Below are 14,579 nucleotides of genomic sequence, written 5' to 3' on the forward strand. Positions count from 1 at the left end.
TTTTGGTGTAATTATCGATTACTCGATGATTTTAGATACAACACCAGCACCTACTGTACGACCACCTTCACGGATTGCGAAGCGCAGACCTTCTTCCATAGCGATTGGCGCAATCAGTTCTACTTCGAACTTCAGGTTGTCGCCAGGCATTACCATTTCAACGCCTTCTGGCAGTTGAACGGCACCGGTTACGTCAGTTGTACGGAAGTAGAACTGTGGACGGTAACCTTTGAAGAATGGAGTGTGACGACCGCCTTCATCTTTAGACAGTACGTATACTTCCGCTTCAAACTTGGTGTGTGGAGTGATTGAACCAGGCTTAGCCAGTACTTGTCCACGCTCTACGTCGTCACGCTTAGTACCACGTAACAGAACACCAACGTTCTCACCTGCTCGACCTTCGTCAAGCAGCTTACGGAACATTTCAACACCAGTACAAGTAGTCTTGGTAGTATCTTTGATACCAACGATTTCTACTTCTTCACCTACTTTAACGATACCTTGCTCAACACGACCTGTTACAACAGTACCACGGCCTGAGATTGAGAATACGTCTTCGATTGGCAGAATGAACGGCTTATCGATGTCACGCTCTGGCTCTGGGATGTATGAATCCAGTGCTTCGCCCAGCTCGATAATTTTCTTTTCCCACTCTGCGTCGCCTTCAAGGGCTTTCAGTGCAGAACCCTGGATTACTGGCAGGTCATCACCTGGGAAATCGTACTCTGATAACAGTTCACGAACTTCCATTTCTACCAGCTCAAGCAGCTCTTCATCATCAACCATGTCACATTTGTTCATGAATACGATGATGTAAGGGATACCAACCTGACGACCAAGAAGGATGTGCTCACGAGTCTGAGGCATAGGACCATCAGTCGCAGCAACTACCAGAATACCACCGTCCATCTGTGCAGCACCGGTGATCATGTTTTTAACATAGTCAGCGTGTCCTGGGCAGTCTACGTGTGCGTAGTGACGAGTAGGAGTGTCATACTCTACGTGTGAAGTAGAGATGGTGATACCACGTGCTTTTTCTTCCGGAGCGTTATCGATTTGGTCGAACGCTTGAGCAGAACCACCGTAAGTCTTAGACAATACGGTAGTGATTGCTGCAGTCAGAGTGGTTTTACCGTGGTCAACGTGGCCGATAGTACCCACGTTTACATGGGGTTTCGAACGTTCAAACTTTTCTTTTGCCATTTTTCTAATATCCCAGCAAAGTACAATGTTAGGTGAATTTACGTATTATTACATGAGCTGGGGAGAAATGGTGCTGATAGGCAGATTTGAACTGCCGACCTCACCCTTACCAAGGGTGCGCTCTACCAACTGAGCTATATCAGCACGGGACTTGGAGCGGGCAGCGGGAATCGAACCCGCATCATCAGCTTGGAAGGCTGAGGTAATAGCCATTATACGATGCCCGCATTCCTAATTCTCTTGCCACACTCATAGAAAGTGGTGGAGGGGGCAGGATTCGAACCTGCGAAGGCTGAGCCGGCAGATTTACAGTCTGCTCCCGTTGACCGCTTGGGTACCCCTCCAGAGATTGATGAATGGTGCCGACTGCCGGAATCGAACTGGCGACCTACTGATTACAAGTCAGTTGCTCTACCAACTGAGCTAAGTCGGCTCCTCATCAAGTGGGTGCGAATTCTAGAGTAATGAATCACTCAGTGCAATAGGCTTTTGCGAAAAAATTTCTTTTTTTTGACTGAGTGGTCATTAATTTACCACCCTGTCGTTTAATTGAACAAAATCAACCAAAAGAAGCTTTTTCAGCATAGCGGGCAAGGCCGTCTATCACCAAATTCGCGGCGCTGAGACTATCACCGTCGCAAGCACTTGTCAGCAGTTTTTTGTCGCCACCGGTAAAAATAATGACATTTTCTTTAAATTGATTATTTAATCGACGCTTAGCTGACCAAAAAACGCCCTGCAATGCTGCTAAGCATCCCATTGCCACACATTCTTCGGTGTCACTGGCAGCCATTAATTGTTCCGGCACGGTCTCGTTTTCGAAAACCCGGGTGGTATTCGACAGTAATGCTTTTTTCATTGTATGAAAGCCTGGCGCTATCCAACCGCCTAAATGTTGACCATTTGCGACAAAATCTACCGTTACTGCCGTACCGGCATCAATAACAGCAAAAGGTTTATCGGTTAATTTTGCCGCACCTAAAATGGCCAGCCAGCGATCCACGCCCATTTTTTGTGGATTCTGGTAACTGTTAGTTATACCAAATGCGTCACTTTGTGTTTTGACCGCACAAAATATAATCTGCTGCTCGTTACATAATTGTGCCAGCGCTTCTTCAACCGCTGGCTTACCCACATTAGCGATATATAAATGAGTAAGCGGTGCGGCCTCTATATAGGTAATCAATGCCGACAGGTCGTCAACTGTTGTGACGTTATCGGCATCGTCATTTAATAAACGGTACTTAATTCGGGTGTTACCAATATCCACCAGCAATACGCTGTTAGTTTGCACGTAAACTTACCTCTCCTCCGTGGAACCGGGTTATGCCGTCTGCTGTTTCCAGCAACAGTGCGCCACTGGCGTCGATACCCCGGTTAATGCCACTGATTCGTTTGTCGCCTGTTTTTACTACCACGGTGCGATCGGCAAACCAGTCTAGGTGTTGCCATTCTTCTATATAGGGTTCAAACCCGCGTTGGGTAAAATCAGGCAGTAGTGTCCAGAGTTGTTCGATGATACGGGCCGCAACCTCATTCCGATCGACATCCGGGCCGAGAACCTGGCTTAAATCGGTGTGCGGCTGGCCTACATCGTACTCGTGAGCCGGCACCATAACATTTAACCCGATGCCGATAATACAATCGGCGGGTGCGCCAATCTGGCCTTCCACTTCAATTAATACCCCGGCCAGTTTTTTACCATACAGATACACATCGTTTGGCCACTTAAGGCGTGCCTCTTCCACACCGCAGTCTCTAAGTGCCCGGCATATGGCTACGCCAACTAATAAAGACAGGCCGGCCATGCCCTGATAGCCATCATTAAAACGCCAGTACATGGAAAACGTTAAGCTGCCGCCCACCGGCGCCAGCCACTGGCGACCATGGCGGCCGCGACCAGCGGTTTGGATCTCAGCCAGCACCGTATCGCCATTCGCCCGCACCCGGTCGGTGTTTTTCAGTTCAGTATTGGTCGATTCGATTACCTGCAGCACACTAATGTCCGCATAGGACTTATTGCTGAATGCACCGGTAATGGTTTCAGCATCGAGCAGCTTAAGCGGGCGATTTAATTTATAGCCCTTGCCTTTTACCTTGAATACGTCCAGACCCCAGTCAATCAGCTGGTTGATATGCCCGGCAATAGCTGTGCGGGATAAGTTTAATGTCTGGGCCAGGGTTTCACCGGAGTGAAAGTCGCCGTCCGCCAGCAAGCAAAGCAGCTGTTGCCTTACCTCGCGGGATTTATGTTTCATAGTTCTATACGTCCTTGTTTACCCAGTAGTCTCACCTCGGGCGTCAGAGTGACAGAAAATAACTGTGAGACCTTTTGCTGAATCGCCCGGGCCAACGCAAGCAGTGCATCGCCCGTAGCATGATGTTGATTGACCAGCACCAATGGCTGGCGATGATAACAACAAACGCCGTCTATGCACTGGCCTTTAAACCCGGCGTTATCAATTAGCCAGGCCGCCGGTACTTTTACCTGTTGGTCATTCACCACAAAGCCAGGAATAGTCGGATGCGACTTTTTCAAAGCTTCATACTCAGTGGTAGTGATAGTCGGGTTTTTGAAAAAACTGCCGGCGTTACCCAGCACCGCAGGATCCGGTAGTTTCTGCTGGCGCACCTCTATCACCTTATTGAAAATCTCAACAGGGGTTGGGTTATCCAGCGCTGCAAGCTCTGCGTAGGCCGTTACCGGTGTAATATCGGTGGCCAGCCAGAAATGCACATGGGTGACTACCCAGTGCTTTGCTTCGGCACGTTTGAATCGGCTGTCCCGGTAACCAAACTGGCATTCGTCCCGGGTTAATGTGAATGTCTGGCCGGTGATAACATCTACCACCTCTACCAGACTGATGCGTTCGCCGACTTCCAGGCCGTATGCACCTATATTCTGAATGGGTGCCGCCCCCACAGAACCAGGGATCAACGCAAGATTTTCCAGGCCTCCCCAACCTTGCTCTATGGTATAGGCCACCAGTGTATGCCAGTTTTCACCAGCGCCCACCCGCAGCCTCACCCCACTGGGCTCATGACAAGCTTCAACGCCGGTGATTTTGTTCACCAGCACCTGACCATCATAGTCTTCGGTAAAAATCGTATTACTTCCCTCTCCCATGATGTAACAAGGGGTTTCGCGGGGGTATAAATCGAGAAGTTGCTGCACCGAGCAAAACTCGTGAAGTACGCGGCAACGGCTGGCGATACCAAAAGTATGGCGTTGGGATAAATCAGGCATAGACACAGACAGTAATCTTCGAGGTCGTTAAGTATGCCTTAAAAGACCTGAGTTTGGCTATGTTGACACAGGTAACGGATAGCAAATTGGGCCTTCACGGCCCAATTTAATGTAGTAAGAATCGTTTTTAACAACGCAGGATTGTTAAGCGATTACCGCTTAGTCGAGTACTATAATAACGCCAGCTTCATTAAAAAAACCTTTATCATTAAGCTCAATAATACGCTCGGCATATTCACTGGCCAGCACAATTTCGGTACGCGTATCACCATAGGTACGCAGCGCCTTAACTAACAGCGGCCGATTACCTACAACAGGGTGCTGCACGGCAAAGTCCACATCGCGGGCGAACAAAGACACCAGTTGACCACGCTCCAGCAAGCGCTCATTACTAGCCCCCTGATCCGGGTACACAACTGCGCCGCGTAACTGGCGAATCTTCGGGCTCAGTGACGGGATAAAATTACTGCCTCTGGCATCCACTACCAGCCCGGTGGGTTGCACGTCGGCGGCCGGCGCAGGCTGAGCTTCCTCGCGACGGTTCTCAACCAGTTTTTGCTCGATGACCGACAAACGGCGGTTGAGCTTTTCCATTTCCTGTAGCCATACCGGATGCTCCAGTTCCACATCATCCTGAGCATAGGCTTTACTGATCACTGCACCGCCTAACCAGTCGAGGGTTGAGCGGTAAAAACTTTGCAGGCCGGTTTCCTGATAGACTTCCTGATAAATGGTTTTAGAAGCCTTACCGCCCAGGTTGATCACCATTTCAATTTTGCAGCTACCATCACTGGCAGGGGTGCGGCTAATAATGCGGGCATTACGAATAATCCCCTCCACTTCACTTTTCACCTCATCGTTACTCAACATGTAATTGTCGATAACCGTGGTCGCCGTTACTCTAACCCCCTGGGTTGCCTCCAGCAGATTACGCTGCGCGTCTACCACTGCCGCGCGGCACGCCAGTAATGGCCCGGCTTTACCGCCCACATTGCCCGGCGGCAAACCATAACCTTCGGCAGACACTTGCGCCGTGGTCCAGTTAATTTTACCGCCGGCTGCTGTCCATTCTTCATAATGAGCGTCCGCGGCAATGCTACTACTGCTTACCAGCGCCAGGGCGAATAAAAGCTTTCTCATTATTTAGTCCTTACTTTACCTAAAATTGACGTCTCAGATGGCGCAGGTTGCCACTTGTTGCCTTCTGCTATGACCTCATAACTGGACGCGTTTTGAATATGAAACGGAAAATTATTCTGCAGTGTGCAGTCTGTCATATTGAGCTTGGCATAATCGCTCACCACAATACCGGCCGTATTACTGCCATCAATTACACAGGAGCGTAAGGTCACATTGGATTCACCTTCAATACTCAGGGCGGTAAAACGGCTGCCGGTTATCTCAATGGCTTCCAGCAGTGGCTGACCGGATTTAACAAGAATGCCGATGCCGGCACCGGAAATTTTTAGCCCCGAGATTTGTGTTGGCTTGGTATTGTTCACAATCAGATAAGGCTCCCGACGCGCCTGTTCGCCGCTGGCACGAATGCGGATATCCTGTTTCAGCCCCCAGAAATACGCTTCACCGTTAATTTCGATAGTGGCACCTGGTTCAAACTCCAGCTCGACACCCGGCTCGATATACAACTCACTGTCTTCTTCAAACACCACCTCACCTTTTACCTGATAAGGACTAAAGGTTTCGGTTAGCGACAAAATACCGGTATAACCACCCTGCAGCGGGCCGCTCACAAAGGTTTGTTTACCCACTTCCTTTATATAGGTAGTCAGTGTCAGCGCTTTAGGCTCACTGGCATTGCCGGCCTCATCGATGGCAACCACCTCATAGGTACTCTTACTGAATGCTTCCGAATCAATGTCGAGGTTCACGAAGGAGTCACTGCTCTGCTGTATGACTTTACTACCGCTGTTATCGGTACGCGTTACTTTATAAGCTGCAGCAACTTCGGCATCCTGCCAGGCCAGCTTAAGGGTGGTTTCAGTCTGACTGCCTACCAGATTAGTGACCGGCGGTGGCGCTTCGTTGTCAAAATTCACCAGCCCGGTAATACTCAGCAGGGTATTGGTGCTGCCATCGGTGTCTTGCAGGATACCGGTAACCGGCACCCGCTGTTCGTTCCAATCGGGTTGTACCGGGATCTCACTGATATAAACCCCTGGCTCCACTTCTTTCAGTTCGGTACGTAGCTGATTGCCCAGCTCCACAAATGCCTGTAAACCTGCCTCGCCTTTCACGCCGACTTCGATTACGTCGCCGTAGCGTAACCATTTGCCCGCTTTGTCGTGAATAACTGATTCAATAAGAGGTCCGGCACTGCCTTTATAAAAGCGCGGTTGAGGAAACTCAAAGGCCACTTTGCGACCCAGTTCGTCGGCGGCGGCCAGCAGGTTTTCATCATCCAGATTCATGGCGGCAATGGCGGCATTGAGTAATAAGCCCCAGGCAGTAGTCGACACACCACCGGCACGCTGAGTGACCTCATGCTCGCCCGTCCATACCACGTCGCCCTTAGTGTTATACAGTGACAGTTTGATGCCCAGGCGGATCTCTGAGTAGATCCCGGCAAAAAACCGTTCGAAGTCGACCACTTCACCAACCAGCACCCCTTCAACGCCAAGATAAGACGCCATTTGAGTATGATCCAGCGGACCCGACGGTAGCCGTTTATCCACTTCGCCCGGATGCATTACCGAGAAATTGCGGCCGGAAAGCTGGCTGTTAATAACCTGTCGAAGTAGCGGTCCGGCGACTTTTTCCTCGGTGACATTACTGAAAGGCAAAATGGCAATGCTCGAGGGGATTGCCTGCTGATCACCGCTTACCCCGGTGTTGTTCTCAACTTCGCTGCTGGTTGAACGTTGCGGTGGACCCACCAGCACCGTGTCTTTTGTACTTACCGTACAACCAGCCAACACCAGACACACCGCACCTAACCACAGGCGCACAGACAGCTTATTCATGACTTGGGTTCTCCTTCCACAGGCGGTGGTACCGCAGGGTCGTATAGGGATTCATCAGGCGGGAACAAACCATTATTTTCCGGCCCCTTGCCTGGCACCGGCGCGGGCTCCCCGCCCTGTAATAACCAATGTTGACGTAACTGGCGAGTGAGACCATTTACCTCAAACAATAAATTGTTAAGCAATGCCTGGGTTTCTGGCATTTCTGCCACGGTGGGTTCCATATTCACCGCGATAGCATTAATACTTTCCATTAACTGTGCCGACTGCTCGGCCACCCCGGCAAAGGTAGCCATATTATCGTTAACCGTTTGCGAGCCTTCCTGAAGGGTGGTTTCCATTACCTGCATGGTGCGCTGCATCTGATTAAGCACGTCAGGCAACTGCTGACTGGCATCGGTCATACTGGAAGTCAGCGCGGCGACGTTTTCCAGACTTTTGGTCAGTGAATCCTGATTATCACTCACATTGGTCACTATTTTGTCGAGGTTCACCAGAATATCGGCTACTTTTTGTGACAGCGCCTGGATATCCCATTCCTGCATAAGATCCTGTATTGAGCGTGGCTCTTCGGCTTCCAGTAAGGCTCCGTTTTGCAATTGCCCCGCCGGACCAGGAATAAAAGCAATGGCCGCGCCCGACAACACGTTATCAATGGCCAGAGTAGAATCTATCTTAAGCCGGCTTCCCGCCCGGTACAGTGACTGGTATTCCCGCTGCATCACTAAGTCCAGCGCCACCTGCCCCTGTTCACTGAGGCGGATGTGATCAATCCGGCCCACGCTGACGCCGTTAATTTTCACCGGCGACCCCACGCTCAACCCGAACGACGAAGAAAGGTTAGCGCGAAAACGCAGTTGATCGGCGTGTTGCTCCTGTAAATCCTCAAACAGTAACCAGCCAGCCAGTAGTATTGCCACAATCACAAACAAACCAAGCAGCGTATCCTGCGCACGGGAAGACAGCGACTGTGATGGCGCAAAGCTCATTGTACTTCCTCCAGTTGGTGGTTATGGATTGCCAGTACCCGATCGGCAAAGTCGGTACGATCGCCTGCAGTGACAGTCATCACTACCGCATACTGATGTTCCTGCTGTTCCCTGAGCAACACATTTAGCATATTTTCACGCATTTCGTGTGACATCCCGCTTTGCACTTCATCCAGTAATATCAGTTTAGGTCGAAACACCATTGCCCGTAACAGATTCATCATACGGGTTTGCACATCATTCAGCTGATGCGGTTCCAGCGCCAGTAAGTCGGCCATTGCCAGCGCCTCTGCCAGAGGCTGTATCTGATCGGCAATTTCTTGCTCCGACATCCGCGTATGGTACAACATCGGAAAGGCAATGTTATTGTAGTTAGTGAATATACTCAGTAACCCACCGTCTTCAAAAGCCATACAGGTAGCTTTAAAACGCGCCTGTTCGGTCATATCCCTGAGCGATAAACCTTCGATGATGATGTTGCCGTCATCCGGCTCGCATAACCCGGCAGCCAGCTTTAATAAACTGGAACCACCATCCAGCACGCCAGTTTCCACACACACAATTTCACCGCTGTTAACGCGCAGGTTGAGCTGCCGGAACACCACATTGTTGTTGAACCGCAAATCAACATTATCAATCTGTAAGCAGGTCATAGGTACACCAGGTAGGACAGGCCCACGTTCAGCACAAAAAACGCAAACAGTTGAAAGGTATTTGAATTAGAAATTGCCCGCGACACATCGGTAAAACGGTCTTGCACATTGTAACCAAAAAACAGACTCGCCAGACCAATCAGACAGCCGCCCACCAGCGCCTTGGTCATACTCACCAGCACTTCGGTGAAAGTGAGCTGTTCTAGCAGGGCTCGGATAAATGCCATCAGCGTAATGCCGCCCTCATGATATAACTCGATTACCGCATAGGAGGTAAACACGCATATCAGATTAAAATAGAAAAACATCAGCAGCAACGACAGCGGAAACGCAAAGAATACCGGCAACAGAAAAACCAGCGCCGGGCTCATATTGACCGCAGACAAAGCATCAAACTGCCGATATAACTGCATTTGCCCCACTTCTGCGGTTACCGCCGAGGCAGAGCGGGCAATCAAAATGATACCGGATATTAAAGGGCCGATTTCCCGATTCACCACGATATTAAAAAACTGCGCGTAGTAATCGATAAACTGCATGTTATTGGGAATAACCGAATAGGCCTTGGACATCACGAACACGCCAAGTAATACCGCAATAATGGTGTTAATCGATGCCGCTCTGAGGCCTGAGTTATACAACTGGCGCTTGAACAGCAACCAGAATATACGACGCCGCTGTGGCTTTAGGAGTTGCGGGCAGGTATTTATTGCCAGCCCGAGCAGAACGGTGATCCCTACCAGCACACTGGCATAACGCCGGGTTCTTATTCCCAGGCTACTGAGCATGAACCGTATTCCTTCGCCAGGTTCTGACCTGCTCTGCCCGGGCGGCCTCGCCCAGCTGACTAAGCAGCAGCGCTGCTCGCGACGCATAATCGGCGGCCGCGTCTGGCTGACCCTGCTGGTGCTTTAACTGTGCCAGTAAATAATAGCTGTCTGCCATGTTATGACGGGCATCAAACTGTTCAAATAACACCAGGGCTTTCTGTAAAGCCGGTTCATTAAGCGCCGCTTTTCCAGAGAGATAACACTGCAGGGCTAACCACTCGGTTGTTTGTGTACTGTTGAGGCAGTTATCCACACTCATATCGAAGATGGCCCGGTAAGAAGCGTCGTTGGCTGGCAGTGCTGCCATGGCCCGCGCATAATCATCCCGGTTGCCGGTAATAAAGTACTGCGCCAGATGGGCTCTTGCCTGAGCTAACTCATCACCCTGAATGATTGCCACATCGAGCAGTGCCGCACAATCATCGGTAACGCCCGTTGAGGCAACCCCTCGCTGGCATAGTTTCCACAGTGCCTTCGCCATAAGCGGCAGGTCGTTGTTCTGGTAGGCCTGATTGGCAATATTACGCATGGCGTACACCGAAAAACCGGCATCCCGGGCAAGCTGTTGATACTGTGCAGACAGGCTGGGCGGCGGAGGCGTGCTACCACACCCCCCCAACAATGCAGCGCAGCAAAAGCTAAGTGTTCGGAGTATCGCCGTGTTCATAACTTAGCCTTACCATACGGGTGAGTGTATGGAGATTATCTTCCGTGTTTACGTAGCGGTTAAGCAACGTCATGATTTCATCCTGCGACATTTGTTCCTGCATGAAGTGAATACTGCGGCGCAGGGGTTTTAGCTCGTTAGTCGAAAGCTGAATTTCCAACAAATCAACAAAGTCATCGTAATCGCCTTTTAAGAACAGTTTGCGACTGCGACGCATAAAATTCCAGTCAGAGAATTTACGCAGATATTTCGACATCACCGTACCCAGGGCAAATGCCATCGCCATAGCGATGAGGTCGAAAAGTTTATCAAGGGTGAGTTCTTCTAACTGCTGAGCCTGCTCACTCACCGATGCATCGTAAATAGACCGTATTACTTCTATCCGGCGCGCCGCCAGGGCATTCAGCGGGTTAATTTCCAGTGCCCGGCGAAAGGCAACCTCGGCCTCGGCTATCTGTTTATTCTCATACAGTGCATCACCATATAGCGACAGCAGCATATCGTTGCCCGGGTACTGCACTGTGGCATTCTCCAGATAGCGAATTGCTTCTTCGTATTCGCCGCTTTCAATCAGGATTTGCGCTTCAACAATCGCTACTTTGGGTGACGCATGGGCAACCGGCTGGCAAAACACCACCAGCAGCAGGCATACCAATAACCCTCGATAGCAGGTGGCGCTCATCATCTGGCAATCACTATCATCACTTCCGCGTTACCCAGCGCTTTTTGCAGGGTTTGCTGGGATTTCAGTAACGCAACGGCAGCGTCGCTGATGACTAAATCTGACTTACGCGATTTATAGGTGCCTTCAGCAGGAATGATAAAAGGTTTAACCGCAATGCGCGCGTTACGTACCGCATCATTCACATCAAAGTCGTAAGACACCGGGCGGCTGCTGATACGGCCCTGGGTTAAATCGTCTGCGGTAGGGTAAATAATGTCACCCTTCTGATTTCTGATGCGCGGAATAGTCGCCAGCTCAAAGTTCCCAATCTGGCTGGCATCAATTAATACGCCGGTAAAGTTACTGTTACTTTCGTAGAATTCAATTTGTTGTTCTAACTGAGCGATAACCTGGGGCTGGCTGTGGGCTTTCAGTAACCGGGTAATTTCTTTAACCAGTTCTAATTGATTAGGGTTGTCGATAACCAAATGGCTCTGGGTTGTTTCTGCCGCCGCCGCAGTGGGGAACAGGGTAAGCGAAGGCCATTCAATCTGGTTAGTGCGTGCCAATACCCATTGCACCGGTTTATCGTACCAGTTTGCTGCAGTCATGCCGCCTTTTGCTACTTCGGGCGCAATCATCTGAATAAAACGACCGTCCAGTGACATGGTCATGGTAACCGTTGCAACGTCGTTCTGGTAATGATCGGCGGTCATCGCTGCGCCTTTAATCATGGCTTCCAGGCTGGTTTTCACCGTATCGCTCTGGGCCACCATTTGTTCGACGACCGTTTCAGACGATACCCGCACGCCTTTGATCATCTCCGCCAGGTTCCGGTAGGCATCCAATTGCGCTGCGCGGCGAGCCAGCAATCGTTGTTTTACGAGCGGCACATCATCAGGCGCTACGCCATAGCCGTAGGCTGAAATCACCCCGGAAGACCAGTTAATTAAGCCACCCGGCTTTTGCTCAACGACTTCTTCTGCATTAGCGAGGCCGGTAAGGAACGCACACACCAATGTTATATATCGCATTGTCTTCATTGTTGCTCTCACTTTAAACGGGTTATGCATCAAATTGCTTATATTTGGCCATTCGGGTTACCACCTTTTTCAGGTAGTTTTTGGTTTCCTGGGCTGGCAGGTTTTCCATCAGGAAATCATAAACTGCCTCGGGCGACATCCCATTGATGGTGTCTACCGCAGCGGTAATGCTCTTTCTGCCGGTAAAGGTTCTGGCTACATTGCCCACCCCGGTGTTGTAACTGGCAACCGCACAGTAAAAGCGCGCTTGCGGGTCGGTGATTTTGCGTAGGTAACGATGGGTCAGCAGGTGGAAATAGGCTGAGCCAAGCTTGAGGTTGTTATCCTCATTAAATAAGTAGTCAGCACTTACTATCTTTTTCTCGCCGTGTACAAAAAGGTGGGCGTCGAGGCCGGCGGTTTTAGGCACCAGTTGCATTAAACCAAACGCGGGAACTGGAGATACTGCTCTGGGGTTATAACTCGATTCTGTTTCGATAATGGCCATAATCACTGATACCGGCACATCATATTGCTCTGCATAACCTTTAATATCATCAAAATACTGCTTAACCAGTTTTTCCTGATAACCGTTCACAAACTCAATTTTTAACTGCAGACGGGTTTGCCCGTCTTCTTCCACTACGCTCAGCACCGGCATGGGAGCGGGAACCGGGAAAGGTTTGGCCGGTTCAGCCGGTTTTGTGGTTGCCGCTATCTGAGCTTCCGCTTTGGGTTGTTGCTCTGTAGTTGGTTGCTCGACTGCAACGTGTGTTTTTTCTGCAGGTACTTCAGCGATTTGCGGTATTTCTGCCGGCTCGTCATTTACCTTTTGCTGTGGCCTTGGCTTACCCGCATCGGCTTTGGTCAGTTGTTGCTGTTGCGCCACCTTACTTACCACCGCACTAATATCAACTGACTCGGATTCAATCTGTAACTCCGGCACTGCAGATAAGTCCTGCTGTAAGGCATTGGCCAAACCCTCGAGCTGACCACCAATGGTATCAGGTAGTACACCGGACAGTGATGAATCAGTAGAGGAGGTTATTTCTATCGGCTCTTCGGTAACTTCAGCCACCTCTTTGGTGACTTCCTGAAGCAGTACATCCTGCTCATCCAGCTCGGCGGGTGTGGCAGTGGCAATGGAAGATGACATTTCCATCAGTTCAGCAACCCGTTCCTGCAGATCTTCACCGGGCTCTACCAGGGTTTCGATGATCAACTCACCCGATTCAAAGTCGGCAATTGCCCGGCTGCTCATTGTTTTGTTATAGGTGATCCAGCGATGCCTTTCAGGCAGCGCGCCATCTGGCCATTTAACTTCAATACGTTTGGTCAGGCCTCGGAAGGCGCGGTCGATGGCTTCATCCACAGCCTGATAAATATCGTCGATACGCTTTGTCTGGTTTTCAAACTCAGCATCCATCCGCGCACTGATTTCATCGAAGTCGTCTACCGACTGTGCAGCACTGAACGGACTGAATGCCAGCGACGCGGCCAGCAGGCTAGTACTGAGAATTTGCCGCATTACTGATCGCCTCTAAACTTTCCCGTTCTTTGCAAATATCAGCTTCGTTTGTCAGGCAGATACCCAGTACCACTTCGGCAATCCAGGTACCTTCCTGCTCATATACCTTCTCGTCTACCACAACCGTACCCTGTAACCAGGTTTTTACGCGGGTAGCAATGATATCGCTTTTTACTTCATATTCTTCTACGGTAGAACCGGCACGTAATTCGATACCCTTTACCTGCTCAGATAACTGACGCTGAGCATCAAGCTGGGCGGCACGTTTCGCCAGCATGCGAGCCTGGGCGTTGGTTTTTGCCATCGCCGGATCCACAGTACCAAACCCCTGCGCCGTCACTACGCCGGGTAAATCCTGAGCCTGAGCAACGCCGATAAAACCGGCCAGCAGTAACAGTAAAAACTTTACTTTCATGGTTTAATCCCTTTTTGCTTAAGTACCTCAGCGTAGACGTGATTAACCAGGTCAATCTCTACCCCTTCCCGCACTGAATCCATTAACTGATCAACAACTTCCACTTTAAATGCACCGGAGAGCAAAAACTGACGCACGCTCAGCAGCTCACGCTTACAGGCAATGGGAGCATGAGCGATAGCAGAGTTCACATCGTTGACTTTTAAATATAGCGTGCCTTTGGCTAATACACACTCGCGATACTTGTCGCGCAGGCCTTCCAGCTCTTTCGACTCGCTGACTTTCTTAATCGCAGAATACTCGTTGGCCACTGCCATATTGAGACCGGAAAAAACTGTTACGGCCGAGCACAGCAATAACAGCCTGGATAATTTGATCAT

15 protein-coding genes and 4 tRNA genes are annotated in these 14,579 nt (G+C 50.2%); all 19 read right to left on the reverse strand.

Annotated features, from left to right (window positions below; all coding sequences use genetic code 11):
* Window positions 1-18: 18 nt before the first annotated feature.
* The 19 genes from tuf to D9T21_RS21575 all read right to left on the reverse strand — a co-directional run bounded on the left by tuf (window position 19) and on the right by D9T21_RS21575 (window position 14,579).
* On the reverse strand, window positions 19-1,203 hold the full coding sequence (tuf, locus tag D9T21_RS21485; RefSeq protein ID WP_123323999.1) for an elongation factor Tu: 1,185 nt from the start codon (window positions 1,201-1,203) through the stop codon (window positions 19-21).
* Between the two features lie 68 nt (window positions 1,204-1,271).
* Window positions 1,272-1,347: transfer RNA gene (locus D9T21_RS21490), tRNA-Thr, on the reverse strand.
* Between the two features lie 8 nt (window positions 1,348-1,355).
* Window positions 1,356-1,430 (reverse strand) — tRNA-Gly (locus D9T21_RS21495).
* A gap of 32 nt (window positions 1,431-1,462) precedes the next feature.
* Window positions 1,463-1,547 (reverse strand) — tRNA-Tyr (locus D9T21_RS21500).
* A 13-nt stretch (window positions 1,548-1,560) separates the two neighbouring features.
* A tRNA-Thr gene (locus tag D9T21_RS21505) sits at window positions 1,561-1,636 on the reverse strand.
* A 126-nt stretch (window positions 1,637-1,762) separates the two neighbouring features.
* On the reverse strand, window positions 1,763-2,497 hold the full coding sequence (locus D9T21_RS21510) for a type III pantothenate kinase (protein ID WP_123327220.1): 735 nt from the start codon (window positions 2,495-2,497) through the stop codon (window positions 1,763-1,765).
* A complete protein-coding gene (gene birA / locus D9T21_RS21515; protein WP_123327221.1) occupies window positions 2,487-3,461 on the reverse strand; it encodes a bifunctional biotin--[acetyl-CoA-carboxylase] ligase/biotin operon repressor BirA in 975 nt (324 codons plus the stop codon). Before birA ends, D9T21_RS21510 begins: the two co-directional genes overlap by 11 nt.
* Window positions 3,458-4,450 (reverse strand): UDP-N-acetylmuramate dehydrogenase, encoded by a 993-nt coding sequence (gene murB / locus D9T21_RS21520; protein WP_123327222.1) that lies wholly within the window; start codon window positions 4,448-4,450, stop codon window positions 3,458-3,460. Before murB ends, birA begins: the two co-directional genes overlap by 4 nt.
* A 159-nt stretch (window positions 4,451-4,609) precedes the next feature.
* A complete protein-coding gene (locus D9T21_RS21525; RefSeq protein ID WP_123327223.1) occupies window positions 4,610-5,590 on the reverse strand; it encodes a hypothetical protein in 981 nt (326 codons plus the stop codon).
* On the reverse strand, window positions 5,590-7,431 hold the full coding sequence (locus D9T21_RS21530; RefSeq protein ID WP_123327224.1) for a right-handed parallel beta-helix repeat-containing protein: 1,842 nt from the start codon (window positions 7,429-7,431) through the stop codon (window positions 5,590-5,592). Before D9T21_RS21530 ends, D9T21_RS21525 begins: the two co-directional genes overlap by 1 nt.
* A complete protein-coding gene (locus D9T21_RS21535; RefSeq protein WP_123327225.1) occupies window positions 7,428-8,420 on the reverse strand; it encodes an MlaD family protein in 993 nt (330 codons plus the stop codon). The genes D9T21_RS21530 and D9T21_RS21535 overlap by 4 nt, the downstream gene beginning before the upstream one ends.
* Window positions 8,417-9,073, reverse strand: coding sequence for an ATP-binding cassette domain-containing protein (locus D9T21_RS21540; protein ID WP_123327226.1), 657 nt, complete (start codon window positions 9,071-9,073; stop codon window positions 8,417-8,419). The genes D9T21_RS21535 and D9T21_RS21540 overlap by 4 nt, the downstream gene beginning before the upstream one ends.
* Window positions 9,070-9,861, reverse strand: coding sequence for an MlaE family ABC transporter permease (locus tag D9T21_RS21545; RefSeq protein WP_164464806.1), 792 nt, complete (start codon window positions 9,859-9,861; stop codon window positions 9,070-9,072). The genes D9T21_RS21540 and D9T21_RS21545 overlap by 4 nt, the downstream gene beginning before the upstream one ends.
* A complete protein-coding gene (locus D9T21_RS21550) occupies window positions 9,851-10,570 on the reverse strand; it encodes a hypothetical protein (protein ID WP_164464807.1) in 720 nt (239 codons plus the stop codon). Before D9T21_RS21550 ends, D9T21_RS21545 begins: the two co-directional genes overlap by 11 nt.
* Window positions 10,542-11,255: a tetratricopeptide repeat protein gene (locus D9T21_RS21555; protein WP_123327229.1), complete on the reverse strand. Its 714-nt coding sequence runs from the start codon at window positions 11,253-11,255 to the stop codon at window positions 10,542-10,544. The genes D9T21_RS21550 and D9T21_RS21555 overlap by 29 nt, the downstream gene beginning before the upstream one ends.
* A complete protein-coding gene (locus D9T21_RS21560) occupies window positions 11,252-12,268 on the reverse strand; it encodes an LPP20 family lipoprotein (RefSeq protein WP_164464808.1) in 1,017 nt (338 codons plus the stop codon). Before D9T21_RS21560 ends, D9T21_RS21555 begins: the two co-directional genes overlap by 4 nt.
* Window positions 12,269-12,299: 31 nt before the next feature.
* Window positions 12,300-13,784 carry a transglycosylase SLT domain-containing protein gene (locus D9T21_RS21565; RefSeq protein WP_123327231.1) on the reverse strand — a complete coding sequence of 495 codons (1,485 nt, stop codon included), beginning with the start codon at window positions 13,782-13,784 and terminating at the stop codon, window positions 12,300-12,302.
* Window positions 13,762-14,199 carry a hypothetical protein gene (locus D9T21_RS21570; protein WP_123327232.1) on the reverse strand — a complete coding sequence of 146 codons (438 nt, stop codon included), beginning with the start codon at window positions 14,197-14,199 and terminating at the stop codon, window positions 13,762-13,764. Before D9T21_RS21570 ends, D9T21_RS21565 begins: the two co-directional genes overlap by 23 nt.
* A complete protein-coding gene (locus tag D9T21_RS21575; protein WP_123327233.1) occupies window positions 14,196-14,579 on the reverse strand; it encodes a hypothetical protein in 384 nt (127 codons plus the stop codon). Before D9T21_RS21575 ends, D9T21_RS21570 begins: the two co-directional genes overlap by 4 nt.

It is taken from the genome of Marisediminitalea oceani (assembly GCF_003731635.1).
GTDB classification, from domain to species: Bacteria; Pseudomonadota; Gammaproteobacteria; order Enterobacterales; family Alteromonadaceae; genus Alteromonas; species Alteromonas oceani.

What these genes read in the sequence shown, in the direction of transcription:
- murB (WP_123327222.1), bottom strand. Translation starts at nt 4,450, where the DNA reads ATGCCTGATTTATCCCAACGCCATACTTTTGGTATCGCCAGCCGTTGC.
- D9T21_RS21545 (WP_164464806.1), bottom strand. Translation starts at nt 9,861, where the DNA reads ATGCTCAGTAGCCTGGGAATAAGAACCCGGCGTTATGCCAGTGTGCTG.
- D9T21_RS21540 (WP_123327226.1), bottom strand. Translation starts at nt 9,073, where the DNA reads ATGACCTGCTTACAGATTGATAATGTTGATTTGCGGTTCAACAACAAT.
- D9T21_RS21575 (WP_123327233.1), bottom strand. Translation starts at nt 14,579, where the DNA reads ATGATCAAATTATCCAGGCTGTTATTGCTGTGCTCGGCCGTAACAGTT.
- D9T21_RS21560 (WP_164464808.1), bottom strand. Translation starts at nt 12,268, where the DNA reads ATGCGATATATAACATTGGTGTGTGCGTTCCTTACCGGCCTCGCTAAT.
- D9T21_RS21565 (WP_123327231.1), bottom strand. Translation starts at nt 13,784, where the DNA reads ATGCGGCAAATTCTCAGTACTAGCCTGCTGGCCGCGTCGCTGGCATTC.
- tuf (WP_123323999.1), bottom strand. Translation starts at nt 1,203, where the DNA reads ATGGCAAAAGAAAAGTTTGAACGTTCGAAACCCCATGTAAACGTGGGT.
- D9T21_RS21525 (WP_123327223.1), bottom strand. Translation starts at nt 5,590, where the DNA reads ATGAGAAAGCTTTTATTCGCCCTGGCGCTGGTAAGCAGTAGTAGCATT.
- D9T21_RS21550 (WP_164464807.1), bottom strand. Translation starts at nt 10,570, where the DNA reads ATGAACACGGCGATACTCCGAACACTTAGCTTTTGCTGCGCTGCATTG.
- birA (WP_123327221.1), bottom strand. Translation starts at nt 3,461, where the DNA reads ATGAAACATAAATCCCGCGAGGTAAGGCAACAGCTGCTTTGCTTGCTG.
- D9T21_RS21555 (WP_123327229.1), bottom strand. Translation starts at nt 11,255, where the DNA reads ATGATGAGCGCCACCTGCTATCGAGGGTTATTGGTATGCCTGCTGCTG.
- D9T21_RS21530 (WP_123327224.1), bottom strand. Translation starts at nt 7,431, where the DNA reads ATGAATAAGCTGTCTGTGCGCCTGTGGTTAGGTGCGGTGTGTCTGGTG.
- D9T21_RS21570 (WP_123327232.1), bottom strand. Translation starts at nt 14,199, where the DNA reads ATGAAAGTAAAGTTTTTACTGTTACTGCTGGCCGGTTTTATCGGCGTT.
- D9T21_RS21535 (WP_123327225.1), bottom strand. Translation starts at nt 8,420, where the DNA reads ATGAGCTTTGCGCCATCACAGTCGCTGTCTTCCCGTGCGCAGGATACG.